This window comes from Streptomyces sp. O3, assembly GCF_054788135.1.
In genome coordinates, this window is record NZ_JBTVYK010000028.1 from 16,001 (window position 1) to 42,022 (window position 26,022).

Consider the following 26,022-nt stretch of genomic DNA (forward strand, 5'->3'; position numbering starts at 1 on the left):
AACCCATGGGTAATGAGCGCCCGTCCGACTGGGCATGGTTGGATGCGAGTACAGGGCGACCGGGGACCGGCCCCGGCGCCGCGCGAACGAACAGAACTGGTTGTGAGAGACCTGGCAGGCGGGAATCGTGAGGATCTTCGGTAAGGGACGGCACCGGCCCTCCACCTCATGGCGGCAGGCCACCGATCGGGCGTTCACGCTGATCGGGGACGGCCGGTACGAGGACGCGGGCGCGCTGCTGACGCGCGCGGCGGACCTTGAGCCGTGGCTGTCCGAGTCCTGGTTCAACCTGGCCCTGCTGCACAAGTTCCGGCACGACTGGGAGCAGGCGCGGGCGGCCGGGCTGCGCGCGGTCGCCCTGCTCGACCGCGAGGCGGGCGCCCCCGACTGGTGGAACGTCGGCATCGCGGCCACCGCCCTCCAGGACTGGCCGCTGGCCAGGCGCGCCTGGCAGGCGTACGGCCTGCGGGTTCCCGGCGGCGCGGCGGCCGCGGGGGAGCCCCTGGGCATGGAGCTGGGCAGCGCGGCCGTACGGCTGTCGCCCGAGGGCGAGGCCGAGGTGGTGTGGGGTCGCAGGCTGGACCCCGCCCGGATCGAGGTGCTGTCCATCCCGCTGCCGTCCTCCGGACGCCGCTGGGGCGAGGTCGTGCTGCACGACGGCGTGCCGCACGGCGAGCGCACCACCGAGGCCGGGCACTCGTACCCCGTCTTCGACGAGATCGAGCTGTGGGCGCCGTCCCCGGTGCCCACCTGGGTGGTCCTCTTGGAGGCCGCTGCCGAGGACGACCGGGACGCCCTGGAGCGGCTCGCCGCCGACGCGGGCTTCGCGGCCGAGGACTGGTCCTCGTCCGTGCGGCTGCTGTGCCGGATGTGCTCTGAGAGCCGGATGCCCAGCGACGAGGGCGACGGCGACCACCTCGACCCGCACGACCACAGCGAGCCAGGCCATCCGGGACCGCTCGGCCACCGCACGGCGGGCGCCCTGTGGGTGCCCGAGCGCGAGTGCGGGCTGGCCGCCCCGCCGGGGCTGGTGCGCGGCCTCCTGGACGGCTGGGTGGCGGACAGCCCGGACTCCAGGGACTGGCGTGATCTGGAGGAGGTCTGCTGATCGGCGGCGGACGTCCGCCCCGGCTGGCCTTAGGCTGTACGCACCACAGGTCTGGTTGAGGAAGGCGTACGGCGGACATGGCGCAGCAGGACACCGAACAGCAGCTCGCTGAGAACGCGGGAGTACTCCCCGTCGACGACGAGGGCTTCGTCGTGGACACCGAGGACTGCGAGGAGCGCGAGCAGGCCTATCGCGCGCGTGGCGCGGCACGTCCGATCACGGTGGTCGGCAACCCCGTACTGCACAAGGAGTGCCAGGACGTCACCGCCTTCGACGACGAGCTGGCCAAGCTGGTCGACGACATGTTCGCCAGCCAGCACGCCGCGGAGGGCGTGGGCCTGGCCGCCAACCAGATCGGCGTCGACCTGAAGGTCTTCGTCTACGACTGCCCCGACGACGCGGGCAAGCGGCACACCGGCGTCGTCTGCAACCCCGTGCTGGAGGAGCTCCCGGCCGAGAGCCGCTCCCTGGACGACTCCAACGAGGGCTGTCTGTCCGTGCCCACCGCGTACGCCTCGCTGGCCCGCCCCGACTACGCGGTGGTCCGCGGCCAGGACGAGAAGGGCAACCCGATCACCGTGCGCGGCACCGGCTACTTCGCCCGCTGCCTCCAGCACGAGACGGACCACCTGTACGGATACCTGTACATCGACCGGCTCTCCAAGCGCGAGCGCAAGGACGCGCTGAAGCAGATGGCCGAGGGCACACCGCGCTACGAGACCGTGCCGAACGCCTGACACACGCTGTGGGGTCCGCTCAGGAAGCGGGCCCCACACGTGTCTCAGGCCTCAGGTGTCTCAGAAGTCGTCGTCGAACGACACCGAGCCCTCCACCGCGACCTGGTACGCGGACGGCCTGCGCTCGAAGAAGTTCGTCAGCTCCTGCACGCCCTGAAGCTCCATGAACGAGAACGGGTTCTGAGAGCCGAACACCGGAGCAAGACCGAGCCGCGCCAGTCGCTGGTCCGCGACGCACTCCAGATACTGCCGCATCGACTCGGTGTTCATGCCCGGCAGCCCCTCGCCGCACAGGTCGCGCCCGAACTGCAGCTCCGCCTCGACGGCTTCCCGCAGCATGGCGGTGATCTGCCGGCCGAGCTCCTCGTCGAAGAGGTCGGGCTCCTCCTTGCGGACGGTGTCCACGACCTCGAAGGCGAAGTTCATATGCATCGTCTCGTCCCGGAACACCCAGTTGGTGCCGGTGGCCAGGCCGTGCAGCAGCCCGCGGGAGCGGAACCAGTAGACGTAGGCGAAGGCCCCGTAGAAGAACAGCCCCTCGATGCACGCCGCGAAGCAGATCAGGTTCAGCAGGAAGCGGCGGCGGTCGGCCTTGGTCTCCAGGCGGTCGATGGACTCCACCGAGTCCATCCACTTGAAGCAGAACTCGGCCTTCTCGCGGATGGACGGGATGTTCTCGACGGCCGCGAACGCGGCGGCGCGGTCGTCCGGGTCGGGCAGATAGGTATCGAGCAGCGTCAGATAGAACTGGACGTGCACGGCCTCCTCGAACAGCTGCCGGGACAGATACAGGCGCGCCTCGGGGGAGTTGATGTGCTTGTAGAGGGTGAGCACCAGGTTGTTCGCCACGATCGAGTCGCCGGTCGCGAAGAACGCGACCAGGCGGCCGATCAGATGCTGCTCGCCGGGCGAGAGCTTGGCGAGGTCGGCGACGTCGGAGTGGAGGTCGACCTCCTCCACGGTCCAGGTGTTCTTGATGGCGTCCCGGTAGCGCTCGTAGAAGTCCGGGTAGCGCATGGGGCGCAGGGTCAGCTCGAAGCCGGGGTCGAGCAGGTTCTTCTCAGCTGTGGGGGTGGTCACTGGCAGGCCTCGCAGGACTCGGGGTTTTCCAGGGAGCAGGCGACCGCGTCGGGTTCGGGCGTCGCCGCCTGTACGGGGATGGGGGTGGCGGCCGTCGCCGCCGTCTGGCCGGACGCGGCGCGGGCGATCCGGGTCGCCGGGCGGGAGCGCAGGTAGTACGTCGTCTTCAGGCCCTGCTTCCAGGCGTACGCGTACATCGAGCTGAGCTTGCCGATGGTCGGCGTCTCCAGGAACAGGTTCAGCGACTGCGACTGGTCCAGGTACGGCGTACGGGCCGCGGCCATGTCGATCAGCGCGCGCTGCGGCAGCTCCCAGGCGGTGCGGTACAGCGCCCGGATCTCGTCGGGCACCCAGTCCAGGCCCTGCACCGAGCCGCCCGCCTCGCGCAGCGCCTCGCGGGTCCGCGCGTCCCAGGCGCCGATCCGCTTGAGGTCCTCCACCAGATACGCGTTCACCTGGAGGAACTCGCCGCTGAGGGTCTCGCGCTTGAAGAGGTTGGAGACCTGCGGCTCGATGCACTCATAGACGCCCGCGATGGAGGCGATGGTCGCGGTCGGCGCGATGGCCAGCAGCAGCGAGTTCCGCATGCCGGTGGCGGCGACGCGTTCCCGCAGCGCGGCCCAGCGCTCGGGCCAGTGCTGCTGGACGCCGTAGTGGTCGGGGTGCAGCACGCCGCGCGCGGTACGGGTCTTCTCCCAGGCCGGGAGGGGGCCGTGGCGCTCGGCGAGGTCGGCGGACGCCTCGTACGCGGCGAGCATGATCCGCTCGGCGATCCGGGTGGACAGGGCCCTGGCCTCAGGGGAGTCGAAGGGCAGACGGAGCTGGAAGAAGACGTCCTGGAGGCCCATCGCGCCGAGGCCGACCGGGCGCCACTTGGCGTTGGAGCGTGAGGCCTGCTCGGTCGGGTAGAAGTTGATGTCGACGACCCGGTCCAGGAAGGTCACGGCGGTGCGGACGGTGGCGTCCAGGCGCTCCCAGTCGATGCCGCCCGTCCCGTCGGCCCCTCGGGTGACGAACGCGCCCAGGTTCACCGAGCCCAGGTTGCACACGGCCGTCTCGCCGTCGTCCGTCACCTCCAGGATCTCGGTGCACAGGTTCGACGAGTGGACGGTGTGACCGGGCTCGGCGGTCTGGTTGGCGGTGCGGTTGGCGGCGTCCTTGAAGGTCATCCAGCCGTTGCCGGTCTGCGCGAGGGTGCGCATCATCCGGCCGTACAGATCGCGGGCCGGGACGGTCTTCTGCGCCAGGCCCGCGGCCTCGGCCGCGCGGTACGCGGCGTCGAACGCGTCGCCCCACAGGTCGACCAGCTCCGGCACGTCGGAGGGCGAGAACAGCGACCAGTCGCCGCCCGCCTCGACCCGGCGCATGAACTCGTCCGGGATCCAGTGCGCCAGGTTGAGGTTGTGGGTGCGCCGAGCCTCCTCGCCGGTGTTGTCGCGCAGCTCCAGGAACTCCTCCAGGTCCGCGTGCCAGGTCTCCAGGTAGACGCAGGCCGCGCCCTTGCGGCGGCCGCCCTGGTTGACCGCGGCCACCGAGGAGTCGAGGGTGCGCAGGAACGGCACGATGCCGTTGGAGTGGCCGTTGGTGCCGCGGATCAGCGAACCGCGCGAGCGGACACGGGAGTACGGCAGTCCGATGCCGCCCGCGTGCTTGGAGAGCCGCGCCACCTGGTGGTACCGGTCGTAGATCGAGTCGAGCTCGTCCAGCGGCGAGTCCAGCAGATAGCAGGAGGACATCTGGGGGTGCCGGGTGCCGGAGTTGAACAGGGTCGGCGAGGACGGCAGATAGTCGAGCCTGCTCATCAGGGAGTACAGCGCGGCGACCTCGTCCAGGGCCCGCTCGGACTCGTCCTCGGCGAGCCCGGCGGCCACCCGCAGCAGGAAGTGCTGCGGGGTCTCGATGACCTGGCGGGTGACGGGGTGGCGCAGCAGATAGCGGCTGTGCAGGGTCCGCAGCCCGAAGTAGCCGAAGCGGTCGTCGGCGGCGGTGTCGATCAGCGCGTCCAGGCGGGCCGCGTGGGCGCGCACGAAGTCGGCCGTACGGTCCGCGATCAGCCCCTCCCGATGACCGGTGGCGACCGAGTCCGAGAAGCTGGCGACGCCCTGGGACGCGGCCTCCTCGGCGATGGTGACCGTCAGCAGCCTGGCCGCGAGGCGCGCGTACGCCGGGTCGTCGCCGATCAGACCGGCGGCCGCGTCGGTGGCGAGCGCGCGCAGCTCGGCCTCGTCCGATCCGGCGTGCCGACCGCGCAGCGCGGCGGCGGCCACCTTGCCCGGATCGGTGTCGGGGAGGTCGGCGGTGAAGTCGGTCAGGGTCCGCAGCAGCGCGGTGCCCGGAGCGTCTTCGACCCGCTCGGCGACCCGTTCGGCGACCCTCTCGGTCGCCCTTGAGGCAGGATCGGCTGGCGCGATGGTCACGGTGGGGCACTCCCTCGCTCGGTGCGGGGCCCGCGGGGGAGCGACGGGGATGCGGTGTGCGCCCGCCGCCCGTACGGGGTGCGTCGCGCTCCGCGTCCACCAGCCCATTCCGCGAGGCCCGGACGTATCGGCACCCGGACCGGTCGGCACGGGTGCGCTGTCGGCAGGTCATCGGACTGGGCTGGCGCGCGAAAGGGCACCAGTACACCGTTGCGGGACAGTTCCGGACTTGCACCGGATTCCCCTGCGGCGACAGCGAGCACGAGCATACATGTGGGGTCCACTGGATGCTGACGCCCCCACATCTTGTGTCGCGGAGGTGAGAGGCATACGGCTCGCCATCCACGAGGCCTACGTACGCGAGCAGTACCGACAGGACGCCGTAGGCCACGAGCGGCGCGGGGCGCGCTATGCCGTCGTCCTGCAGACCGAGGCGCTCAACACCTCCACGCTGGTGGTGGCGCCCACCTCGACCAGCGCCGCTCCCGGCCTCCTGCACCCACGACTGGACATGGACGGCATGGCGACGGTGGTCCTGGTGGAGCAGCTGGCCGCTGTCGACCCCGAGCGCCTGGGGGAGTTCGCGGGCCGCGTCGACCCCGAGGAGTGGGCGGACATCGAGCACGCGGTCAAGCTGGTGCTCGGGCTGCTCTGACGCGCTTGTCCGTGGGCTACCAGGTCAGGGCGTAGGCGTGCAGGGTGAGGCCGGGTATCGGCTCCCAGTCGCGGTCCGGGGTGCGGGCGAAGCCGAGGCGCTCGTACAGCCGGTGGGCCGTGCGCATCGAGGGCTGGGTGGACAGCACCATGCCGGTGCAGCCCGCGGCCTCGGCCCGCGCCAGGCAGGCCCGTACCAGCGCCTCGCCCACCCCGCGGCCGCGCGCCGCCGGGTCCACGGCGAGCATCCGGAACTCGGCCTCGCCGGGGCGCGCGATGTCCGCCAGCGGGCTTCCGGCCAGCACGAACGTCACCCCGCCGAGCGGTGCCGCGCCTTCGGGGGCCTGCTGGTCCACGGCGACCAGTACCTCGCCCCGCGCCGCGCGCCCGGCCACGTCGCGCAGGGTGTTCAGGTAGCCGTCGTCGTCGTTCAAGTCGAGGTGGCCGCCGCGGAGATAGGCCTGGCCGGTGAGTTCGCCCAGCGCCTCGTACTCCTCGGCCCGCGCCGGTCTGATCACGAAGTCCATGGAGTGAAGTGTGCCGTACGGGTCTGACAACGGGCCGTCGGTCTCCCGTGCGGGGAACCGACGGCCCGCTGCCCGGACGGCGCTCAGCAGCAGCGGAAGCCCTCGCGGGGATCGCCGCCCTGCCCGTCGGTGCGGCGCCGCTCGAACTCGGCGCGGCACAGCACCGGCGCGTGAGGATGCTCCCGGCGGGCCCGCTCGGCGTAGCGGTCGTAGGCGTTCTCGCCGGTGAACTCCCTGACGTACCACCACAGCCGGGCCAGCGCGCCGCGGGCCCGCGCCCCGCGAGACCGCGCCCCGCGGGCCCGCGCCTCGGTCGTCGCGCTCACCGCGCGGGCTCCGACGCGTCAGGGCGGCGCTGTTCGGGGATGCCGCCGCCGGGGCCGAGCCCGGCGGCCGCCAGTTCGGCCTTCTCCTCCTTGGTCGGGATCAGGCCGTCCGGGGCGATCAGCCGGGACTCCACATACGGGGCCTCCTTGACCTCGGCCGACCGCGGGTTCCGTACGGCCTTCACGCAGACCCGCGCGGCGTCGGCGATCACGACGACGATCAGCAGGGCGAACACCGCCGAAAGGGTGCCCTGGACCGTGGTGTTGGTGACGATCGTCTCCAGGTCTTCCAGCTCCTTGCCGCTGAACTCCCCGGAGTCGATCTTCTCCTGGGTCGCCGAGCGCTGGCTGAAGAAGCCGACCCGCGGGTCGTCCGAGAACACCTTCTGCCAGCTGGCGGTGAGCGTGACGACCGCGTCCCAGACGAGCGGGACACCGGTCACCCAGGCCCACTTGAGCCGCCCGGACTTGACCAGCAGGACCGTGCAGACGGTGAGGGCGACGGCGGCGAGCAGCTGGTTGGAGATGCCGAAGATCGGGAAGAGCTGGTTGATGCCGCCCAGCGGGTCATGGACGCCGACCCAGAGGAAGTACCCCCAGGCCAGCACCACCGCGGCGCTGGTGAGATAGACGCCGGGCAGCCAGCCGACGTCGCGGAACCTGCCGAGTACGGGCTCGGCCCTGCCCAGCGCGCGCCCCAGCCCTTCGGGCATCCAGGAGGCCCGCCGTGCCCGGCTCACCAGCGGCTGGGTGTTGCCGATGACCTCCTGGAGCATGAAGCGGCCGACGCGGGTGCCGGAGTCGATCGCGGTGAGGATGAACAGCACCTCGAACATGATCGCGAAGTGATACCAGAAGGCCATCATGCCGGAGCCGCCGATGACGCCGGAGAAGATGCTGGCCACGCCGAGCGCGAAGGTGGGCGCGCCGCCGGTGCGGGACAGCAGGCCGTCCTCGCTGAGGTGCACCTGCCGGGCGGCCTCGGCGAGTTGGTCGGGTGTGATGCTGAAGCCCCATTGGGAGATCGTCTGCGAGACGGCCTGGAGGTCGGCGCCGATGATGTTCGGCGGAGCGTTCATCGCGAAGTACAGGCCGGGATCCAGGACACAGGCCGTGATCATCGCCATGACGGCGACCGACGACTCCATCAGCATGCCGCCGTAGCCGATGGTGCGGACCTGGGTCTCCTTCTGGATCATCTTCGGGGTGGTGCCCGAGGAGATCAGGGCGTGGAAGCCGGAGAGGGCGCCGCAGGCGATCGTGATGAAGGCGAACGGGAAGAGCGAACCGGCGAAGACCGGTCCGTCGCCACGGCTCGCGAAGTCGGTGACGGCGTCCATCTTCATACCGGGCAGCGTGACGAGGATGCCGACCGCCAGCATGCCGATGGTGCCGATCTTCATGAAGGTGGAGAGATAGTCGCGGGGTGCGAGCAGCATCCACACCGGCAGCACCGAGGCCACGAAGCCGTAGACGACCAGCCAGATCACCAGGGTCGACTTGTCGAGGGTGAAGGCGCCCGCCCAGCTCGACTCGGCCACCCAGCGGCCCGCGACGATGGCGAGCATCAGCATTCCGACGCCGAGCAGGGAGACCTCGGCGACCCGGCCTGGCCGCAGCCAGCGCAGATAGACGCCCATGAACAGGGCGATCGGGATGGACAGCGCGGTCGAGAAGGTGCCCCAGGGCGACTCGGCCAGAGCGTTGAGCACCACCAGCGACAGCACCGCGATCAGAATGATCATGATCGAGAAGACCGCGAGCAGGCCCGCGATGCCGCCGATCGGGCCGATCTCCTCGCGGGCGATACGGCCCAGCGACTTGCCGTCGCGGCGGGTCGAGAAGAACAGGACCACCATGTCCTGCACCGCGCCCGCGAAGATCACGCCGACGATGATCCAGATGGTGCCGGGCAGATAGCCCATCTGCGCGGCCAGCACCGGGCCGACCAGCGGTCCCGCGCCGGAGATGGCGGCGAAGTGGTGGCCGAGCAGCACCCGGCGGTCGGTCGGGTGGAAGTCGACGCCGTCGGTGAGGCGTTCGGCCGGGGTCGCGCGGGTCCGGTCGGCCTTGAGTACCCGGTACTGGATGAACTTCGCGTAGAAGCGGAAGCCGATGGCGTACGAGCCGAGCGCGGCGGCCACCATCCAGGCGGCGGACACCTCCTCGCCGCGGGAGAGGGCGAGCATGGCCCAGCCGAGGCCGCCCGCGATCGCGACGGCGGTCCAGATCGCGATCGATGTGGGTGTCATCCCCGGCCGTCGTCCGGCTCTGGGCGATGCTGTCTCAGTCTCAGCCATGCGGCGCGTCCGTCCCCTAGATCACCTGTACGACGGGTGTTACCCACGTAACGACCGGGAAATCCGGGGAGAGGGCGCTTAGTCGAGAGGGCGCTGGAGGCGCGCGACGAACTTGTACCGGTCGCCGCGGTACACCGAGCGCACCCACTCCACCGGGCTGCCCGCGGCGTCCAGCGAGTGCCGGGACAGCATCAGCATGGGCAGCCCCACATCGGTGCCGAGCAGTCCGGCCTCGCGGGGCGTGGCCAGCGAGGTCTCGATGGTCTCCTCGGCCTCGGCCAGCCGGACGTCGTACACCTCGGCCAGTGCCGTGTAGAGCGAGGTGTACTTGACCAGCGAACGGCGCAGGGCGGGGAAGCGCTTGGCCGACAGATGGGTGGTCTCGATCGCCATCGGCTCGCCGCTGGCCAGGCGCAGCCGCTCGATGCGCAGCACCCGTCCGCCGGTGGCGATGTCGAGCAGCCCGGCCAGAGTGTCGTCGGCGGTGATGTAGCCGATGTCCAGGAGCTGTGAGGTGGGCTCAAGGCCCTGGGCTCGCATGTCCTCGGTGTAGGAGGTGAGTTGCAGCGCCTGGGAGACCTTGGGCTTGGCGACGAAGGTGCCCTTGCCCTGGATGCGCTCCAGACGGCCCTCGACGACCAGCTCCTGGAGGGCCTGGCGCACGGTGGTGCGCGAGGTGTCGAACTCCGCCGCCAGGGTGCGCTCGGGCGGCACCGGGGTGCCCGGCGGCAGGGTTTCGGTCATGCCCATCAAGTGCCGCTTGAGGCGGTAGTACTTGGGGACGCGCGCGGTGCGCGTGGCGCTCACGGGTTCGCCCGCGGCTTGCTCTTCTGGCTGTGCTGCTGCCGTCACCGGCTCCTCCGTCTGTCGCGGCTCACATGGTGGCACGGTCTGCCCGGCACCGGTCGACCGCACTCAGGTGTCGGTCCGATAACGGCATCTGGGACCCCTCTTATACACCCTTGACACCCCTAAAGGTCTAGGCCAAGCTCCCGGTACTGGTCTAAACCATTAAAGACCACGTCCCAGCCCCACGGGCAGTACTTCGCGTATGTCACCGCGGTGGGCAGGGGGGTTGCTCGTTTCCCTGAGGAGGGTGACATGAAGCGCAAACTCATAGCAGCAGTCGGTGTCGCGGCCATGATGACCGGTGTGGCGGCCTGTGGCGACGACGGCGGCAGCGCGGGTGCCAAGGACAAGGACGGCAACAAGCTGCTCAAGGTCTGGGTGATGGACGGCTCCGCGCCCGAGGCCTGGCTTGAGGAAGTCAACAAGGAGTTCGAGGCCGCGCACGAGGGCGTCAAGGTCAAGGTCGAGGAACAGAAGTGGAACGGCATCCAGGAGAAGGTCACCACGGCCCTCTCCGAGGACACCCCGCCGGACGTCATCGAACTCGGTAACACCCAGACCGCGGGCTACGCGGCCACCGAGGGCCTCGCCGACCTGACCGCCGACAAGGGCAAGCTCGGCTACGACGGCTGGAACAAGGGCATGGTCGCCTCGGCCGAGCTCGACGGCAAGCTCTACGCCGCCCCCTGGTACGCGGCCAACCGCGTCGTGATCTACGACAAGAAGATCTTCAAGGACGCCGGGGTCGAGGAGCCCACCACCCGCGAGGAGTGGCTGGACGGCCTGAAGAAGATCAAGAAGTCCAATGACAAGGTCCAGCCCATCTACCTGCCGGGCCAGAGCTGGTACGTCTTCGCCGGGTTCCTCTGGGACGAGGGCGGCGACCTCGCGGTCAAGGACGGCGACAAGTGGAAGGGCGGCCTGGCCACCGACGAGGCGGCCGCCGCGATGAACTTCTACAAGGAGCTGCAGTCCCTGTCCACGGCCCCCAAGGACAAGGACGAGGCGACCCCGCAGCAGTCCACGGACATCGTGCCCAAGGGCGGCGTCGCGTCCTGGATCGGCCTGGGCTGGGAAGCGAACGGCGCCATCGAGACCATCGAGAAGGCCGGGGACAAGGCCGACTTCGGCTACTTCCCGATTCCGGGCAAGACGGCCGACAAGCCGGGCAGCGTCTTCTTCGGCGGCTCCAACCTGGCCATCGCCGAGCGCTCCGCGTACAAGGACCTCGCCAAGGAGTGGCTGGCCCTGGCCGCCGGCAAGAAGCAGATGGCCAAGTACAGCGAAGAGGTCTCGGGCGGCCTGCTGCCGAACAACGACGCGGCGCAGACCACCCCGGAGGAGGGCTCCTTCGCCGAGGCCATGGCCAAGTCCGCCGTCTCCGGCAAGATCACCCCGGTCACTCCGGGCTGGGCGAACGTGGAGACCGAGCCCAACCCGATCAAGGAGTACATGACCAAGGTGCTCAAGGGCGACGACCCGAAGAAGGCCGGTGAAGAGGCCGACAAGGTCATCACCGAGCGCGTGAACCAGGACTAGTCGCACTCACGGGCAGCGCGGCCGACGCCCCTGGCGTCGGCCGCACCGCCCGGTCACGCCTGTCATCAGCAGCGACAGCGGCCCGCACGCAGGGCCGCAGGCCCGGTGGGCGCGCGTCCCGGATCCCCCGGACGCGGCCCCGCCCGGACGCGGGCCCCGGACCCGCCCAGAACCGCGAGGAAGAAGATCATGACCGTGCGCTCCCAGGGAGTGGTGGCCTCCGCACCGGAGGACACACTCGGGAGGGATGCGGGCGAGGCGCAGTCCCCGCCGCCCCCGACCGGGCCCGACGACGTCCTTACCCCCTCTCGCGGCAGACGGCGCCTGCCCACCGGGCTGCTCCCCTATCTGTTGCTCGCACCCGCGATCGTCTCGCTGCTGGTGCTCCTCGGATATCCGCTGCTCCGCAACCTGATCCTCTCCTTCCAGCAGGTCAACCGGAAGGAACTGATCACCCGGAAGCCGAAGTGGATCGGCTTCGACAACTTCAGCGAGCTGCTGACCGACTCGGCGTTCTGGACCGTCGTCGTCCGCAGCTTCGTCTTCATGGGGATCACCGTCCTACTGATCATGGTGATCGGCACCCTGCTGGGCATCCTGCTCAACTCGCTCGGCAAGGCGATGCGGCTGGTCCTCTCGATCGCCCTGCTGATGGCCTGGGCCACCCCGATCGTCGCCTCCGTCACCGTCTTCCGATGGCTGTTCGACGAGCAGTTCGGCGTCGCCAACTGGGCGATGCGCACACTCGGCTTCTCCGGCTACGAACAGCACAACTGGTTCGAGACCGGCACCTCGGCCCTGACCATCATCATGGTGCTGCTCGTGTGGGGTTCGGTCCCCTTCGTCGCGCTCAACATGTACGCGGGCCTGACCACCGTCGGCGCCGAGCTCTACGAGGCCGCCCGGATGGACGGCGCCGGCAGCACCCGTATCTTCCGGTCCGTGGTCTTCCCGATGCTGCGGCCGTTCTTCCTGATCACGACGTTCCTGGAGATCATCTGGATCTTCAAGGCCTTCGCCCAGGTGTACGCGATGAACCAGGGCGGGCCCGACGGCGAGTCCCAGACCCTGCCCGTGTTCGCCTACATCGTCGGCAGCGGCCAGGGGCAGTACGGCATGGCGGCCGCCATCTCCGTACTGACGATCCTCATCCTGGTCGTCGCCATGTCCTTCTACTTCCGCCTGATCCTGAAGGAGGAGGACGAGCAGTGAGCGACGTCTCCCTCGCGGCAACCCGCGCCAAGCGCGTCCGGCTCCTCGGCAAGGCCGGCAAGAACGCCCTGGCCCTGTGCCTGGCCGTCGTCTTCATCTTCCCGGTGTACTGGATGTTCTCCTCGTCGCTGAAGCCGAGCGGCGAGATCCTCACCAAGGACCCGGTCTTCTTCTTCGTCCCGACCTTCGAGCACTACCCGACGGCCACCGGCGTCGACCTGTTCTGGACCTACGTCGCCAACAGTCTCACCGTCACCGTCGGCGCCGTACTCCTCGCCCTGATCGTCGCCCTGGGCGCGAGCTTCGCGATCGCCCGGATGAGGTTCAAGGGCCGCAAGGGCATCGTCCTCGCGATCATGCTGGCCCAGATGGCGCCCTGGGAGGTCATGGTCATCGCGATGTACATGATCATGCGGGACGCCGCCCTGCTGAACAGCATCCCGACGCTGACGGTCATCTACTTCGTCATGGTCCTGCCCTTCACCGTCTGGACGCTGCGCGGCTTCATCGCGGCCGTGCCCAAGGAGCTGGAAGAGGCCGCCCTGATCGACGGCTGCAGCCGCACCCAGGCCTTCTTCAAGGTGATCTTCCCGCTGCTCGCGCCGGGCCTGATGTCCACCTCGCTCTTCGGCTTCATCACCGCCTGGAACGAGTACGCGATGGTGCTGATCCTCAACAAGGACGCCGAGGCGCACACCCTGCCGCTCTGGCTGACCTCGTTCGAGTCGAACTTCGGCAACGACTGGGGTGCCACCATGGCGGCGTCCTCGCTGTTCACGATTCCCGTCCTGATCGTCTTCCTGTTCCTCCAGCGACGTGCCGTCGGCGGTATGACCGCGGGCGCGGTGAAGGGATAACCCCGACCCATGACGACCCTGACCCGTGGCACCGACACTCTGACCCGCGACGCTCTCACCGTGCTGCAACCCGGCTTCACCGGGACCAGCGCGCCCGAATGGCTGCTGCGCCGGATCGGTGAAGGGCTGTGCTCCGTCGGCCTGTTCGGCCGCAACATCGCCGACGCCGAGCAACTGGCCGCGCTCACCGCGCAGCTGCGCGCCGAGCGCGGCGACGTCCTGGTCGCCATCGACGAGGAGGGCGGCGACGTCACCCGGCTCGAGGTGCGCACCGGCTCCTCGTTTCCCGGCAACCACGCGCTCGGCGCGGTGGACGACACCGCGCTGACTCGGGACGTGGCCCGCGAGCTGGGCCGCCGGCTCGCCGCCTGCGGAGTCAACCTCAACTGGGCGCCGTCGGCCGACGTCAACTCCAACCCGGACAACCCGGTCATCGGCGTACGGTCCTTCGGCGTCGAACCGGCCCTGGTGGCCCGGCACACCGCCGCCTACATCGAGGGACTTCAGGCCTCCGGCGTCGCCGCCTGCGCCAAGCACTTCCCCGGCCACGGCGACACCGCGGTCGACTCGCACCACGCGCTGCCGCGGATCGACGTGGGCCTGGACGTGCTGCGGGAGCGGGAGCTGGTGCCGTTCCGCGCGGCGATCGCGGCCGGTACGAAGGCGCTGATGAGCGCGCACATCCTGCTGCCCGCGCTGGACGCCGAGCACCCGGCGACGCTCAGCCCGCGCATCCTCACCGGGCTGCTGCGCGAGGAGCTCGGCTATGACGGGCTGATCGTCACCGACGCGGTGGAGATGCAGGCCATCGCCGCGACCTACGGCATCGAGCGGGGCAGTGTGCTGGCCGTCGCCGCCGGGGCCGACGCGCTGTGCGTCGGGGGCGGTCTCGCCGACGAGGACACCGTCCTGCGGCTGCGCGACGCGCTGGTCGCCGCGGTGCGCTCGGGAGAGCTGTCCGAGCAGCGGCTCGCGGAGGCGGCGGCGCGGGTACGGGCGCTGGGGGAGTGGACGGCGGCGAGCGGCGGCGCGGCGCGCGCGGACGACACCCCGGCCAGCGACATCGGCCTGGTCGCCGCGCGACGCGCGCTCACGCTCACCCGGTCGGCCGACGGCGCGGCCCCGCTGGCGGGCCCGCCGCTCACGGCCGCGCCGTATGTCGCGGCCTTCACGCCGGTGGCCAATATCGCCGTGGGCTCGGAGACGCCCTGGGGGATCGCCGCGGAGCTGAACCGGCTGCTTCCCGGCACCGAGACCGGCGCGTTCTCACCGGAGAGCACCCCGGCCTCGGTGCTCGACGCCGCGGGCGACCGCCGGATCGTCGCGGTGGTGCGCGACGCGCACCGGCACGCGTGGATGGGTTCGACCCTGGACGCCTTGCTCGCCGCCCGCCCCGACACGGTGGTGGTCGAGATGGGCGTCCCGCAGTCGCCGCCGCGGGGGGCGCTGCATATCGCGACCCATGGCGCGGCGCGCGTCTGCGGGCTGGCCGCGGCGGAGGCCCTCACGGACGCGTGAAGGAGCCGGGCCCGTCCCCCGTCTCCGGAACGCGAAAGCGCCGGGCGCCCCTCACAGGCCGCCCGGCGCTTCCCTTCCCCCACCGCCCCGGCCCGCCCCCACCCCACCGAAGCCCGACCATTTGCCTCCGGTCCGCTGGATCAGCGCCGCTCGGCTCCGGGCCGCTGGGGCAGGGCGGCTCGGGGCCGGACTGCTCGGGCGGGACCGGCTCGGCCGCGGGCTGCTGGGGCGGGCGGCCGGACTACTGGATCAGGGCCGCTCGGCTCCGGGCCGCTGGGCAGAGTGGCTCGGCACCGGACTGCTCGGGCGGGACCGGCTCGGCCGATGGGGCGGGCGGCCTGGGCTCAGCGTCGCTGGCCCAGGCCTGGCTCGCCGGGGGCTACAGGCCCTGCCAGGTGGGCTTGTTGACGAAGGTGTGGCGGAAGTAGTCCGCCAGCTTCAGCTTGGATGCCGCGGCCTCGTCCACGACCACCGTCGCGTGCGGGTGCAGTTGCAGCGCCGACGCCGGTACCAGCGAGGCGACCGGCCCCTCGACCGTCTGCGCCACCGCGTCGGCCTTGCCCTCGCCGGTGGCGAGCAGCACCAGGTGCCGGGCCTCCAGGATGGTCCCGATGCCCTGGGTGATGACATGGTGCGGGACCTGGCTGATGTCATCGTCGAAGAACCGGGCGTTGTCGATCCGGGTCTGCTCGACGAGCGTCTTGATCCGGGTGCGCGACGCGAGCGAGGAGCAGGGCTCGTTGAAGCCGATGTGCCCGTCGGTGCCGATCCCGAGCAGCTGCAGATCCACACCCCCGGCGTCGGCCAGCGCCTGGTCGTACGCCGCGCACGCGGCCGCCACGTCCTCGGCGCCGCCGTCCGGGCCCATGAAGTGGTCCTCGGTCAGCCCGAGCGGCTCGACGACCTCGCGCAGCACCGTCGCCCGGTAGGACTCCGGGTGCCCGTCGGGCAGTCCGACGTATTCGTCGAGCTGGCAGATGCGGGCGCGCGAGGCGTCCACGGCACCGGCCTTGACCTTGGCGGTCAGCGCCTCGTAGATGGGCAGCGGGGTCGAGCCGGTGGCCACGCCGAGCAGCGCGTCGGGCTTGCGCCGCAGCAGATCGGCCATGGCTTCCGCGATGAGCTCGCCGCCTGCCTTGGCGTCCGGGACGATGACAACTTCCACGCTGGGCCTGCCGATCTGGTGAGGGGACAGAGGTGTGGTATAGACCAATCTAACAGAGCTGGGCGTCCCACGCGCCCGGACGGGCCGCTCTGTCTGCCCCCACCGTCACCGCCGCCGTCCGTTACGCCAGTGAGCCTCCCGTCGCATCCAGCCAGTGCCCCGTCACCCAGCGGCCGTCGTCCGAGGCCAGGAACGCCACCGCGTCGGCGATGTCCGAAGGGGCGCCGACCCGCCCCAGCGCGGAGTAGGCCGCCGCGCCTTCCCAGGCCTCGGGGGTGGCGCGCAGCCACTCCGCGTTGATGTCGGTGTCGACGATGCCGGGTGCGACGGCGTTGACCGTGATGCCGCGAGGGCCCAGGACCTTGGAGAGGTAGCGGGTGAAGATGTCCAGGGCGCTCTTGGTCATGCCGTACGCGATCAGGTCGGGCATCAGGGCCGCCTGGGACAGGCCGCTGGATATGTTGATGATGCGCCCGCCGTCCCGTAGCCGCTCCGCGCCCTGCTGGGCCAGGAAGAACGGCGCCTTGGTGTTCACCGCGAACAGTCGGTCGTACTCCGCTTCGTCGATCGTGGCGAAGGAGCTGGCTGTGCCGATCCCCGCGTTGTTCACCAGGATGTCGAGGCCGTCCGCCACGCGGTCGAACTCCGCCCACAGGGCCGCCGCGTCGCCCGGCGTCCCCAGCTCCGCCCTGATCGCGAAGGCGGAGCCGCCCGCCGACTCGATCCGCGCCACCGTCTCCTTCGCGGCGGTCTCGTTGCTGCCGTAGTGCACGGCGACTCGCGCGCCGTCCCGGCCCAGTCGCTCGGCGATGCCTTGCCCGATGCCCCGGCTGCCGCCCGTGACCAGTGCCGTCTTGCCCGTCAGTGTGCCCATGGCGATGGATGTCCCCTCGGATCTCGCACCAAATGTGTAGTGGTCGCTACAGAAGAAAACCGTAGCCGGAGCCGGGGAGATTTTCTAGTGCGCGCTATAGAATTCACTCCATGGTGACGGAACAGCCGGCGACAGACCGATCGGCGAAGCGGCGCGGCCGCCCCCGGTCCTTCGACCGGGACACGGCCCTTGAACAGGCGATCCGGACCTTCTGGGAGCGCGGGTACGAGGCGACGTCGGTCGCCGACCTCACCCGCGCCATGGGGATCGGCCCGCCCAGCCTGTACGCGGCCTTCGGAGACAAGCGTTCCCTGTTCGACGAGGTCGTGGTGGAGTACGCCGCGCGCTACGGGGCCTTCGGCTCTCGCGCCTTCGACGAGGAGCCGACCGCACGCGCCGCCGTCGCCCGCATGCTGCGCGAGGCCGCCAGCGAGTACACCGACCCCGGACGTCCGCGCGGCTGCCTCGTCATCAGCGCCGCGATCAACTGCACGACGGCCGAGGTCGAGCAGATGCTGCGGGAGAAGCGCAACGACAACATCGCGGCCATCGAGACCCGCGTCCGCGCGGACATCGCGGCGGGCGAGCTCCCGGCGGACACCGACGCCGCGGCGCTCGCGCGCTACAGCGGAGCCGTCCTGCAGGGCATGTCCCAGCAGTCGCGCGACGGCGCCTCGTGCGAGGAGCTCCAGCGGGTCGCCGAACTGGCGATGCTGGCCTGGCCGCAGGCCGATCGGCCGCAGGAGTTCGCGGCAAGGGCTTGAATCGGCAGGGGCTGTACAGGAGGGTGATCCCTAGCGGGCGGAGGCGACCCGCCCTACGGACCCCTATGGAGTCGTACGGACCCCTACGGACATCCCCGCCACATGGACATCGGATAATGGTCTAGTCCACAATGCTTGAACACGCTTCCGCTCTCCCCGCACAGGGGGGCGGAGCGAGGCGACCGACGCTCTCTGCCCTGACCGCGCCGGACGCCTCGCACACGGTCGGCCGGGACCGCACACCCGGCGGCCGATTCAACTCCGGGCTGCGGTGCCGGGAGGGTTGAGGGTCCCTCCAGGCGCCGTGGCCCGCGGGTGTTCACCGGGCGCACGCGGTGCGGTACCCGGCTCACGAGCCAGGCGCGCGCGGCGCGGTACGCGGCTCACACGCCAGGTACGCTCGGCCACGTGCCCTCCATGAACGACCTCGTACGCCAGCACACCGCTCTCGGTGACACCGATCTCGAGTGGCTGCATCTGCTGGTCTCGGAGTGGCAGCTGCTCTCCGACCTCTCCTTCGCCGACCTGGTCCTGTGGGTCCCGACCCGCGACGGCACCCGCTATGTCTCCGTCGCCCAGATGCGCCCGAACACCGGCCCCACCTCCTACCAGGACGACATGGTCGGCCACCTGGTCCCGCGCGGCCGCCGCCCCATGCTCGACTCCGCCCTGGACGAGGGTCGCATCGTGCGCGAGGGCGACCCGGAGTGGCGCGAGGAGGTGCCGGTACGGGTCGAGTCCATCCCCGTACGCCGTGAGGGCCGCGTCCTGGGCGTGATCGCCAGGAACACCAACCTGCTCACCGTCCGCACCCCGTCCCGCCTGGAGCTCACCTATCTGCAGAGTGCGTCCGACCTGGCGCAGATGATCGCCGCCGGATCGTTTCCCTTCCCCGGCCAGCAGGTCGACATGGACGCCTCGCCGCGCGTCGGCGACGGGCTGATCAGGCTCGACGCGGATGGCACCGTGCAGTACGCCTCGCCGAACGCCCTCTCCGCGTATCACCGTCTCGGCCTCGCCGCCGACCTCGTCGGCCACCACCTGGGCATGGCCACCGCCGAACTCGCCCCCTCCCGCGGCCCGGTGGACGAGGCCCTGGTGAAGCTCGCCAGCGGCTGGGCCCCCCGCGAGACCGAGGTCGAGGGCAACGACTGCGTCATCCAGCTCCGCGCCATCCCGCTCAAGCCCAAGGGCAGCCGCATCGGCTCCCTGGTACTGCTCCGCGACGTGACCGAACTGCGCCGCCGCGAACGCGAGTTGATTACCAAGGACGCCACGATCCGGGAGATCCACCACCGGGTCAAGAACAACCTCCAGACGGTCGCCGCCCTGCTGCGTCTCCAGGCTCGGCGCATCGGCTCGGCCCAGGGTCGAGCCGCCCTGGAAGAAGCCGTACGCCGGGTCGGCTCGATCGCGATCGTGCACGAGACGCTCTCCCAGAACCTGGACGAGCGCGTGGAGTTCGACGAGATCGCCGACCGGGTGCTGGCGATGGTGGCAGAGATCTCACCGGGCCGGGTGGTCGGCCGGCGCACCGGACGCTTCGGCATCCTGGACGCCGAGGTCGCCACCCCGCTGTCGATGGTACTCACCGAGGTTCTGCAGAACGCCCTGGAACACGGCTTCGCCGAGGGTGACCAGGGCACGGTCGAGGTCTCCGCGGTGCGCGGCGGCACCAGCAAGGAAGCCCGGCTGCTGATCACCGTCCAGGACGACGGGGTCGGCCTGCCCGACGGCTTCGACCCGCAGAGCTCCGGAAACCTGGGGCTGCAGATCGTACGCACCCTGGTCGAGGGCGAGCTCGGCGGGACGTTCGGCATGGTGCCCGCGCCCGAACGGGGCACCCAGGTGATCCTGGACATCCCGGTACGCGCCGAGAAGGAGCACGCCGGGCGGGCGGCGGACAGGACCTAGGCCGTCAGACAGCGGCCAGCAGTAGACACCAGCCAGCGGTGGACAGCGCGGTAGACAGCGATGAGCCCCGGACCGGTTCGGTCCGGGGCTCACCGCTCACGTTGCTGAGCGCATCGGGGTGTACTGCGCGCTGCGGCTCGGGGGCGGGGGATGCGTACTCGCCGTACGCGCCGCCGGGCTCAGGCTCGTCGGGGCTTTCAGGCGCTGGCGTTACGCGCCCGGTTGCGAGCGGCGCGGCGCTTCATCGCGCGGCGCTCGTCCTCGCTGAGGCCACCCCAGACGCCGGAGTCCTGGCCGGACTCGAGCGCCCACTGCAGGCACTGCTCCACAACGGGGCAGCGGCGGCAGACGGCCTTGGCTTCCTCGATCTGCAGCAGCGCAGGACCGGTGTTGCCGATGGGGAAGAAGAGCTCGGGGTCTTCCTCGCGGCAAACGGCGTTGTGACGCCAGTCCATGGCTGCTACCTCTCCTCGGTATGACATGCGGGTTGCTTGTGAATGTGAACGCTTTCACGAATCCCTCCGCAAGGGAAGGGCCAAACCACCAGTTGCCCGGTGAAGGTCCTGTGCGTGAGGAGGGGGTTCGGACTCTCTGTGGGGCCGGTCTTGCGGGCCGTCCTGAGTGCCAAGTAGAGATTCGCAAACCTCGGCCCCGGATACAACCCCTTCCGAAAAGTTTTTTTTGATTCCTCGGTGTCGACTAGGTCACAGCCGTACTTCCATGGGGTGGATCCTGGCCTAAACGTTCGAGTGAAAGGACTTTCGGCCTTTCTGCTCACACAATCACACGCAGTGCACGGCGTACGCCTGTGAACGTCACGCTGGTCCGCAGCCCCAGGTGGTCACCGTCCATCTGGAAGGGGAGCGGAGCCTTGGAATGCAAGGTGAAGTCCGTCAGGTCGTGCAGCGAGAGGGCGTGTTTGCCGCGGGGGCCGCGCTCGGGGGACGAGGCGAGCAGCTGGGTCGCGTAGCGGGTCACCGCGGGGGTGGACAGCTTGCTCAGGCCGAGCACGTCGAGGCCGGTGTCGAAGGACGCCTGCGGCGAGGCGTACAGCGGGCGGTTGCCCAGGTAGGTCCAGGGAGAGGTGTTGCCGACTATGGACAGCACGAGGTCGGTGACCGGGTCCTCGCCGGGGCGCTCCAGGGTGATCGAGCCGTGCCGACGGCGGGGCTCGTCGAGGAACTGGCGTACCACCTGGCGCACGTAAAGGGCGTGCGTCGAGCGCTTTCCGCGCTCCCGCTGCTGCTCCACCCGGCCGACCACGCCCGCGTCGAAGCCGTAGCCCGCGCAGAAGGTGAACCAGCGCGCCGGTACCGCCTCGTCCTCGGTGCCGGGCGTGCCCGCCGCCAGGCCCAGGCCGACCGCGCGCTCACTTCCGGTGCGCAGCGCGTCGAGCAGGGCGCCGGTGGCCTCGACCGGGTCGTTGGGCAGGCCGAGAGCGCGGGCGAAGACATTGGTGGAGCCGCCGGGGACGACCGCGAGCCCCGGCAGCGCGGGGTTCGGACCCTCGTGCAGCAGTCCGTTCACGACCTCGTTGACGGTGCCGTCCCCGCCCAGCGCGACGACCAGCTCGATGTCCTGGCTCTGCGCGGCCTGCCGGCCGAGTTCGCGGGCGTGCCCACGGTGCTCGGTGGTCACCGTCTCGAGCTTCATCTCGCTCGCCAGTGCGTGGATCAGTACGTCACGTGTGCGGGCACTGGTGGTGGTTGCCGCCGGATTGACCACGAGGAGTGCACGCATGGCATGCAGCGTACCTACTGGGGATTAACCGGCCCAGCCCCAGGTGGGCTCAGCCGCCCGCCCGGCCGCGGTCCTGGCGGGCGGCGGGCCTCGCCGTGGGCCCATTACCCTGCAGGGGTGAGCAGTGCTGAGCAGACCACGAACCCCGAAGACCCGCGCCCTGTGCGGCTGACCGCCGCCGCCGCGCTCGCCGCGCTTGAGGGCCTCGCGCTGATCGTCCTCGGCCTGTACATGGTGGTGGTCGGCCTGAACGGCGAGGCGTCCGCTACCCGGTCGGCGGTGACCGGCGGGCTCACGATGATCGTCCTCGCCGTCATTCCGCTGATCGCCGCGCGCGGGCTGCTGAACCGCCGCAGCTGGAGCCGGGGGCCGGCGATGGTCATCCAGCTGCTCGCGCTGCCGGTGGCCTGGCAGCTGCTCCAGGCGGACAGTGTGGCGATCCCCGGCGGGATCGCGCTCGCGGTGGTGGCCGTCACCACGCTGGTGCTGCTGTTCAGTCCGGATACGACGCAGGCGCTGGGGATCACCAAGCGCGACGCCGACGCGGCCTGAGTCCGAGCCCGAACTCCGCGCGCTCTTTCGCGCGGCCGGGGCGCTATTCCTCCACCAGCAGCTTTTCGCGCAGTTGGGCCAGGGTGCGGGCCAGCAGCCGGGAGACGTGCATCTGAGAGATGCCCACTTCCTGGGCGATCTGCGACTGGGTCATGTTGGCGAAGAAGCGCAGCAGCAGAATGCGTTTCTCGCGCGGGGGCAGGTCCTCCAGGAGCGGCTTGAGCGACTCGCGGTACTCGACGCCCTCCAGCGCCTCGTCCTCGGCGCCCAGGGTGTCCGCGACCGCGGGGGACTCGTCGTCCGTGTCCGGCACGTCCAGCGACAGCGTGGAGTACGCGTTGGCCGACTCCAGGCCCTCCAGGACCTCCTCCTCGGAGATGGCCAGCTTCTCGGCGAGCTCGTGGACGGTGGGGGAGCGGCCGTGCAGCTGCGAGAGTTCGGCCGTGGCCGTGGTCAGGGCGAGCCGCAGCTCCTGGAGCCGCCGCGGCACCCGGACCGCCCAGCCCTTGTCGCGGAAGTGACGCTTGATCTCGCCGACGACGGTCGGTGTCGCGTACGTCGAGAACTCGACGCCGCGCTCCGGGTCGAACCGGTCCACGGACTTGATCAGACCGATCGTGGCGACCTGGGTCAGGTCGTCCAGCGGCTCCCCGCGGTTGCGGAAGCGGCGCGCGAGATGCTCCACCAGCGGCAGATGCATCCGGACGAGCCGATTGCGCAGGTCCGCGTATTCGGAGCTGTCGGCGGGCAGCTTGCGCAGCTCGATGAACATGGCCCGCGCGCCGCTGCGGTCGTGCGGATCGTGGTGCTCATGCTCGGTCATGTGTGCCGCCCTCCCCCGCCCGCCGGGCGGCGCCCCCGTACCGCCGCCGGCCCTGCCGGGGCGTGCTCCGCGCCCGCCTCTGTCATCCCGCTCCGCCTGCTGTGCCGCACGCTGCTCCGGATCGTCCTGAGGGTGTGGCCGGGCCTGCTGTTCGGGGATGCTCGTGGTCTGCGGCATCCCCGGTCGGCCGCCCCGGTCGTCTTCGCCGTCGGCCGGGAGGCCCCATGCGCTGTGCTTCTCGTCCCGCATCGGCCCGTCCCCGTCCCTCACGTCGGCCCGGGTCCCGCGCCGCGCTTCTTGTAGAGGCTGATCGCGACGGTGTTGTCGTCGGTGACTGTGGCGTCGACCTGTCCCGCGAGGGCCGACAGCACCGTCCAGGCGAAGGTGTCGCGCTCGGGGGCGCGGCCGTCGGTCGTGGGCGCCGAGACGGTGACCTCCAGCGAGTCGTCGACCAGCTGGAAGACACAGCTGAGCACGGAGCCGGGGACGGCCTGTTGCAGAAGGATCGCGCAGGCCTCGTCGACCGCGATGCGCAGATCCTCGATCTCGTCGAGGGTGAAGTCCAAACGCGCCGCGAGGCCGGCCGTGGCCGTCCGCAACACCGACAGGTAGGCACCCGCGGCCGGCAGCCGGACTTCCACGAAGTCCTGAGCCCCGGACTCGCCTGCGATCTGGGACACCCTCACCTCCAAGGTGTGCGAGCGCGGGCGGGTTCTGGCCCGCCGCGCTGTGGTGGTCCGGTACGGTGCCGCACGGACTGCCGTGCGGCATGGTTCAGCGGTGACGCTATCGCGCTTCCGCTTCCCCTGTCCCGGTACCCCCGACCCATTGGTGTCACTCATAGTAAGTCCACGGGTACGGACGGTGGCTAGGGGTCTGCGGGCTCAATGAAAAACGGCGCGCGCCGGGTTGACGTACCCAGGCGCTCGGCCGTCGAACCGCCCCGTCCGTCCGTCCCTTCCGCCTGGCCGGTTATCACGGCGGCCAGGCGGGTGCCGGAGGCGAAGGCGCCCTCGTCGGCGAGGGTGGTGAGGCCGTACAGCAGTTTGGCGACATAGTGACGTTCCACGGGCAGGCCGTGACGCTGTTCGAAGTCGGCGGCGAAGGCGTCGAGCTCGGGAGTCGTACGGGCGTAGCCGCCGCAGTGGAAGCGGTCCGCCAGGCGCCACTCGCCGGTACGGGCCCCGAACGCCGCCTCCTGCAGGCGCTCGACCTCCGCGCCGAGGAAGCCGCCCTTCAGTACGGGTATCCCCAGGGCACGCGAGCCGGGGCCGAGTCCCGCGGCGAGCCCGGCCAGGGTGCCGCCGGTGCCGCAGGCCACGGCGGCGACATCGGCCAGGCCGCGCAGCTCCCGCCCGAGTTCGGCGCAGCCCCGCACGGCGAGCGCGTTGCTGCCCCCTTCGGGGACGATGAACAGGTCCTCCTCCGCGGGCGCCGTGCCGTCCTCGGTGACGGCGCGCAGGATCTCCGCGAGGACGCGCGGGTCGTCCTTCGCGCGATAGGTCGTACGGTCCACGAAGCGGAGCCGCATCCCGTCGCCCGCGCACTGGGCCAGGGACCAGTTCAGGGGGCGGGAGGCCAGTTCGTCGCCCCGTACGACCCCGACCGTCGCGGACCCCAGGAGGCGGCCGGCCGCGGCCACCGCCCGCAGGTGGTTGGAGTAGGCGCCGCCGAAGGTGAGCAGCGGGCGGCCCGCCGCGGCGTCCAGGTTGGGGGTGAGTTTGCGCCACTTGTTGCCCGGCAGGGCCTCGTGGATGAGGTCGTCGCGCTTGAGGAGGAGCTGGACGCCGTGCCGGGTGAAGCGCTCGTCCTCGACCGCCTGGAGCGGGGACGGGAGCCTGGGCCGCAGCGCGGGGTGGGACGTGTTCACCCGCCCATTGTCACGTCGGCACGTCCCGCCCGGCCGGTGGAGGTGCTTCGCGGCGGTCACGGCACGCGCGGCGCGCGTGCCGTTCGCCGCCCCGTGCCCTATCTGGGCAGGAATGAGTCGCCGTGTGTCGCGATGTGGGACTCCAGGGCCTGGAGGGCCTGCCGGGTCGCCTCCGTGCTGCCGCTGCCGCGCTGCTCGGCGTAGTAGGCCGCCCCGAGTCTCTTGAGGAGGTCCCCGCCGGCGCGCTGGGCCTGGACCTCGTCGAGCTTCTGCTTGCCTTGGTGGAGTCCGCGCTGCGCCTGCTCCTTGGCGCGGTCCATGAAGCCTGCCATGGCTGTCTCCTGTCGGTGGTGCGGATGCCGAGCGCCGGATGGGGCGTCGTGCTGTTGTCGTGGTCGTACTGGTGGAACGGTTGTCGGGATCTTGACGTTCCCGCTCGGTCCGCCCGTCACTCGTCTGGGTGATCGCCTACGCTTCAAGCGCCAATGTTTCCAGGGCGGTTGGAGAGGGGTCAGGGCGTGGGAGCAGCGATACGCGGGGCGGGGGGCGCGGACCGGGAGTCCGTGGTGCGACTGCTGGACGAGGCCTTCCTGAACGACCCGGTCAGCAGCTGGGTCTTCCCGGACGCGGCGCGCCGCCGTGAGGTGCACGGCGGCCTCATGGGGGCCTTCCTGGACATCGCCCTGCGCGAGGGCCGGGTCGACATCGCGGACGAGGGCGCGGCGGCCGCGCTGTGGCTGCGGGTGCCCGCCGGGGCCCCCGACGCGGAGGACGACGCGCCCGCGCAGCTGCGCGCGACGGTCGACCCGGACAACGAACGGGTGGAGCAGATCGCCCGGCTCATGGGCGCGGTCCATCCGCACGAGCGCGAGCACGAGTACTTGATGCTGATCGCGGCGACTCCCGCGCGGCAGGGCGAAGGGCTCGGCACCGCGCTGCTCGAACCCGTACTCGAGCGATGTGACCGGGACGGCGTGCCCGCCTACCTCGAGGCGAGCAACCCGCGCAGCCGCAGACTCTACGAGCGGCTCGGTTTCGCCTTCACGGGGAGCGCGATCCAGTTGCCGGACGGGCCGCAGGTGTTCCCCATGTGGCGGGAGCCGAAGGGGAGCTGAAGTCGAGAGGTCAAAAGGCCTTGCCCAAACCACTTCGAGTGAAGCACTCTAAATGAAGTGCTTCACTCGGTTGGCAGCACC

Annotated in this window: 25 protein-coding genes and 1 riboswitch; of the genes, 11 read left to right on the forward strand and 14 right to left on the reverse strand. The window is 70.7% G+C overall.

The features are described from left to right. Positions 1-127 precede the first annotated feature (127 nt). Positions 128-1,108 (forward strand): tetratricopeptide repeat protein, encoded by a 981-nt coding sequence (locus ACX6XY_RS16065; RefSeq protein ID WP_460330831.1) that lies wholly within the window; start codon positions 128-130, stop codon positions 1,106-1,108. Positions 1,109-1,185: 77 nt separating this feature from the next. Further along, a complete protein-coding gene (def, locus tag ACX6XY_RS16070; RefSeq protein WP_460330834.1) occupies positions 1,186-1,845 on the forward strand; it encodes a peptide deformylase in 660 nt (219 codons plus the stop codon). Between the two features lie 60 nt (positions 1,846-1,905). Here the strand turns inward: def and ACX6XY_RS16075 are convergent, their stop codons facing one another. Together ACX6XY_RS16075 and ACX6XY_RS16080 are read right to left on the reverse strand one after the other, a co-directional pair. Beyond that, positions 1,906-2,862: a ribonucleotide-diphosphate reductase subunit beta gene (locus tag ACX6XY_RS16075; RefSeq protein WP_460330991.1), complete on the reverse strand. Its 957-nt coding sequence runs from the start codon at positions 2,860-2,862 to the stop codon at positions 1,906-1,908. Positions 2,863-2,921: 59 nt separating this feature from the next. Further along, positions 2,922-5,342: a ribonucleoside-diphosphate reductase subunit alpha gene (locus ACX6XY_RS16080; RefSeq protein ID WP_460330837.1), complete on the reverse strand. Its 2,421-nt coding sequence runs from the start codon at positions 5,340-5,342 to the stop codon at positions 2,922-2,924. Positions 5,343-5,487: 145 nt separating this feature from the next. Next, positions 5,488-5,611, reverse strand: a riboswitch (cobalamin riboswitch). A gap of 50 nt (positions 5,612-5,661) precedes the next feature. Between ACX6XY_RS16080 and ACX6XY_RS16085 the strand changes: the two genes are divergently transcribed. Next, positions 5,662-5,997: a type II toxin-antitoxin system PemK/MazF family toxin gene (locus ACX6XY_RS16085; RefSeq protein ID WP_460330840.1), complete on the forward strand. Its 336-nt coding sequence runs from the start codon at positions 5,662-5,664 to the stop codon at positions 5,995-5,997. 16 nt (positions 5,998-6,013) lie between these two features. On the opposite strand, the gene ACX6XY_RS16090 is transcribed toward ACX6XY_RS16085, so the two are convergent. The 4 genes from ACX6XY_RS16090 to ACX6XY_RS16105 all read right to left on the reverse strand — a co-directional run bounded on the left by ACX6XY_RS16090 (position 6,014) and on the right by ACX6XY_RS16105 (position 10,001). Beyond that, positions 6,014-6,523, reverse strand: a complete 510-nt coding sequence (locus ACX6XY_RS16090) for a GNAT family N-acetyltransferase (RefSeq protein ID WP_460330843.1) — start codon at positions 6,521-6,523, stop codon at positions 6,014-6,016. An 83-nt stretch (positions 6,524-6,606) separates the two neighbouring features. Beyond that, positions 6,607-6,783, reverse strand: a complete 177-nt coding sequence (locus ACX6XY_RS16095) for a CstA-like transporter-associated (seleno)protein (RefSeq protein WP_460330993.1) — start codon at positions 6,781-6,783, stop codon at positions 6,607-6,609. A 62-nt stretch (positions 6,784-6,845) separates the two neighbouring features. Continuing rightward, on the reverse strand, positions 6,846-9,149 hold the full coding sequence (locus ACX6XY_RS16100) for a carbon starvation CstA family protein (protein ID WP_460330846.1): 2,304 nt from the start codon (positions 9,147-9,149) through the stop codon (positions 6,846-6,848). A gap of 78 nt (positions 9,150-9,227) precedes the next feature. Further along, positions 9,228-10,001: a GntR family transcriptional regulator gene (locus ACX6XY_RS16105; protein WP_460330849.1), complete on the reverse strand. Its 774-nt coding sequence runs from the start codon at positions 9,999-10,001 to the stop codon at positions 9,228-9,230. 249 nt (positions 10,002-10,250) lie between these two features. On the opposite strand from ACX6XY_RS16105, the gene ACX6XY_RS16110 reads away from it, so the two are divergent. The 4 genes from ACX6XY_RS16110 to ACX6XY_RS16125 all read left to right on the forward strand — a co-directional run bounded on the left by ACX6XY_RS16110 (position 10,251) and on the right by ACX6XY_RS16125 (position 15,124). Then, positions 10,251-11,537 (forward strand): extracellular solute-binding protein, encoded by a 1,287-nt coding sequence (locus tag ACX6XY_RS16110; RefSeq protein ID WP_460330852.1) that lies wholly within the window; start codon positions 10,251-10,253, stop codon positions 11,535-11,537. 189 nt (positions 11,538-11,726) lie between these two features. Next, positions 11,727-12,749 carry a carbohydrate ABC transporter permease gene (locus ACX6XY_RS16115; RefSeq protein ID WP_460330854.1) on the forward strand — a complete coding sequence of 341 codons (1,023 nt, stop codon included), beginning with the start codon at positions 11,727-11,729 and terminating at the stop codon, positions 12,747-12,749. Further along, on the forward strand, positions 12,746-13,606 hold the full coding sequence (locus ACX6XY_RS16120; protein WP_460330857.1) for a carbohydrate ABC transporter permease: 861 nt from the start codon (positions 12,746-12,748) through the stop codon (positions 13,604-13,606). Before ACX6XY_RS16115 ends, ACX6XY_RS16120 begins: the two co-directional genes overlap by 4 nt. A gap of 9 nt (positions 13,607-13,615) precedes the next feature. Next, on the forward strand, positions 13,616-15,124 hold the full coding sequence (locus ACX6XY_RS16125; RefSeq protein WP_460330860.1) for a glycoside hydrolase family 3 protein: 1,509 nt from the start codon (positions 13,616-13,618) through the stop codon (positions 15,122-15,124). Between the two features lie 379 nt (positions 15,125-15,503). Here ACX6XY_RS16125 and nagB read toward each other — a convergent pair whose 3' ends face one another. Beyond that, the gene (gene nagB, locus ACX6XY_RS16130; protein ID WP_460330862.1) at positions 15,504-16,289 is read right to left on the reverse strand and encodes a glucosamine-6-phosphate deaminase; all 786 of its coding nucleotides are present in this window, start codon (positions 16,287-16,289) and stop codon (positions 15,504-15,506) included. Positions 16,290-16,410: 121 nt separating this feature from the next. Further along, complete coding sequence (locus ACX6XY_RS16135) at positions 16,411-17,163, reverse strand: SDR family oxidoreductase (RefSeq protein WP_460330865.1); 753 nt, start codon at positions 17,161-17,163, stop codon at positions 16,411-16,413. Positions 17,164-17,273: 110 nt separating this feature from the next. On the opposite strand from ACX6XY_RS16135, the gene ACX6XY_RS16140 reads away from it, so the two are divergent. Together ACX6XY_RS16140 and ACX6XY_RS16145 are read left to right on the forward strand one after the other, a co-directional pair. Further along, the gene (locus ACX6XY_RS16140) at positions 17,274-17,927 is read left to right on the forward strand and encodes a TetR/AcrR family transcriptional regulator (RefSeq protein ID WP_460330868.1); all 654 of its coding nucleotides are present in this window, start codon (positions 17,274-17,276) and stop codon (positions 17,925-17,927) included. A gap of 417 nt (positions 17,928-18,344) precedes the next feature. Beyond that, on the forward strand, positions 18,345-19,841 hold the full coding sequence (locus tag ACX6XY_RS16145) for a sensor histidine kinase (RefSeq protein ID WP_460330995.1): 1,497 nt from the start codon (positions 18,345-18,347) through the stop codon (positions 19,839-19,841). Between the two features lie 197 nt (positions 19,842-20,038). Here the strand turns inward: ACX6XY_RS16145 and ACX6XY_RS16150 are convergent, their stop codons facing one another. Then, complete coding sequence (locus ACX6XY_RS16150) at positions 20,039-20,296, reverse strand: WhiB family transcriptional regulator (protein ID WP_156725999.1); 258 nt, start codon at positions 20,294-20,296, stop codon at positions 20,039-20,041. A 319-nt stretch (positions 20,297-20,615) separates the two neighbouring features. Beyond that, complete coding sequence (locus tag ACX6XY_RS16155) at positions 20,616-21,581, reverse strand: diacylglycerol/lipid kinase family protein (protein ID WP_460330872.1); 966 nt, start codon at positions 21,579-21,581, stop codon at positions 20,616-20,618. Positions 21,582-21,698: 117 nt separating this feature from the next. Between ACX6XY_RS16155 and ACX6XY_RS16160 the strand changes: the two genes are divergently transcribed. Beyond that, positions 21,699-22,133, forward strand: a complete 435-nt coding sequence (locus ACX6XY_RS16160; protein WP_460330875.1) for a hypothetical protein — start codon at positions 21,699-21,701, stop codon at positions 22,131-22,133. 43 nt (positions 22,134-22,176) lie between these two features. On the opposite strand, the gene ACX6XY_RS16165 is transcribed toward ACX6XY_RS16160, so the two are convergent. The 4 genes from ACX6XY_RS16165 to ACX6XY_RS16180 all read right to left on the reverse strand — a co-directional run bounded on the left by ACX6XY_RS16165 (position 22,177) and on the right by ACX6XY_RS16180 (position 25,158). Further along, positions 22,177-23,205 (reverse strand): RNA polymerase sigma factor SigF, encoded by a 1,029-nt coding sequence (locus ACX6XY_RS16165; RefSeq protein WP_460330877.1) that lies wholly within the window; start codon positions 23,203-23,205, stop codon positions 22,177-22,179. Between the two features lie 17 nt (positions 23,206-23,222). Further along, on the reverse strand, positions 23,223-23,636 hold the full coding sequence (locus ACX6XY_RS16170) for an ATP-binding protein (RefSeq protein ID WP_460330879.1): 414 nt from the start codon (positions 23,634-23,636) through the stop codon (positions 23,223-23,225). A gap of 188 nt (positions 23,637-23,824) precedes the next feature. Continuing rightward, positions 23,825-24,826: a 1-aminocyclopropane-1-carboxylate deaminase/D-cysteine desulfhydrase gene (locus ACX6XY_RS16175; RefSeq protein WP_460330882.1), complete on the reverse strand. Its 1,002-nt coding sequence runs from the start codon at positions 24,824-24,826 to the stop codon at positions 23,825-23,827. A gap of 98 nt (positions 24,827-24,924) precedes the next feature. Further along, positions 24,925-25,158, reverse strand: a complete 234-nt coding sequence (locus tag ACX6XY_RS16180) for a hypothetical protein (protein WP_460330885.1) — start codon at positions 25,156-25,158, stop codon at positions 24,925-24,927. Between the two features lie 153 nt (positions 25,159-25,311). On the opposite strand from ACX6XY_RS16180, the gene ACX6XY_RS16185 reads away from it, so the two are divergent. After that, on the forward strand, positions 25,312-25,941 hold the full coding sequence (locus tag ACX6XY_RS16185) for a GNAT family N-acetyltransferase (protein WP_460330888.1): 630 nt from the start codon (positions 25,312-25,314) through the stop codon (positions 25,939-25,941). Positions 25,942-26,022 lie beyond the last annotated feature (81 nt).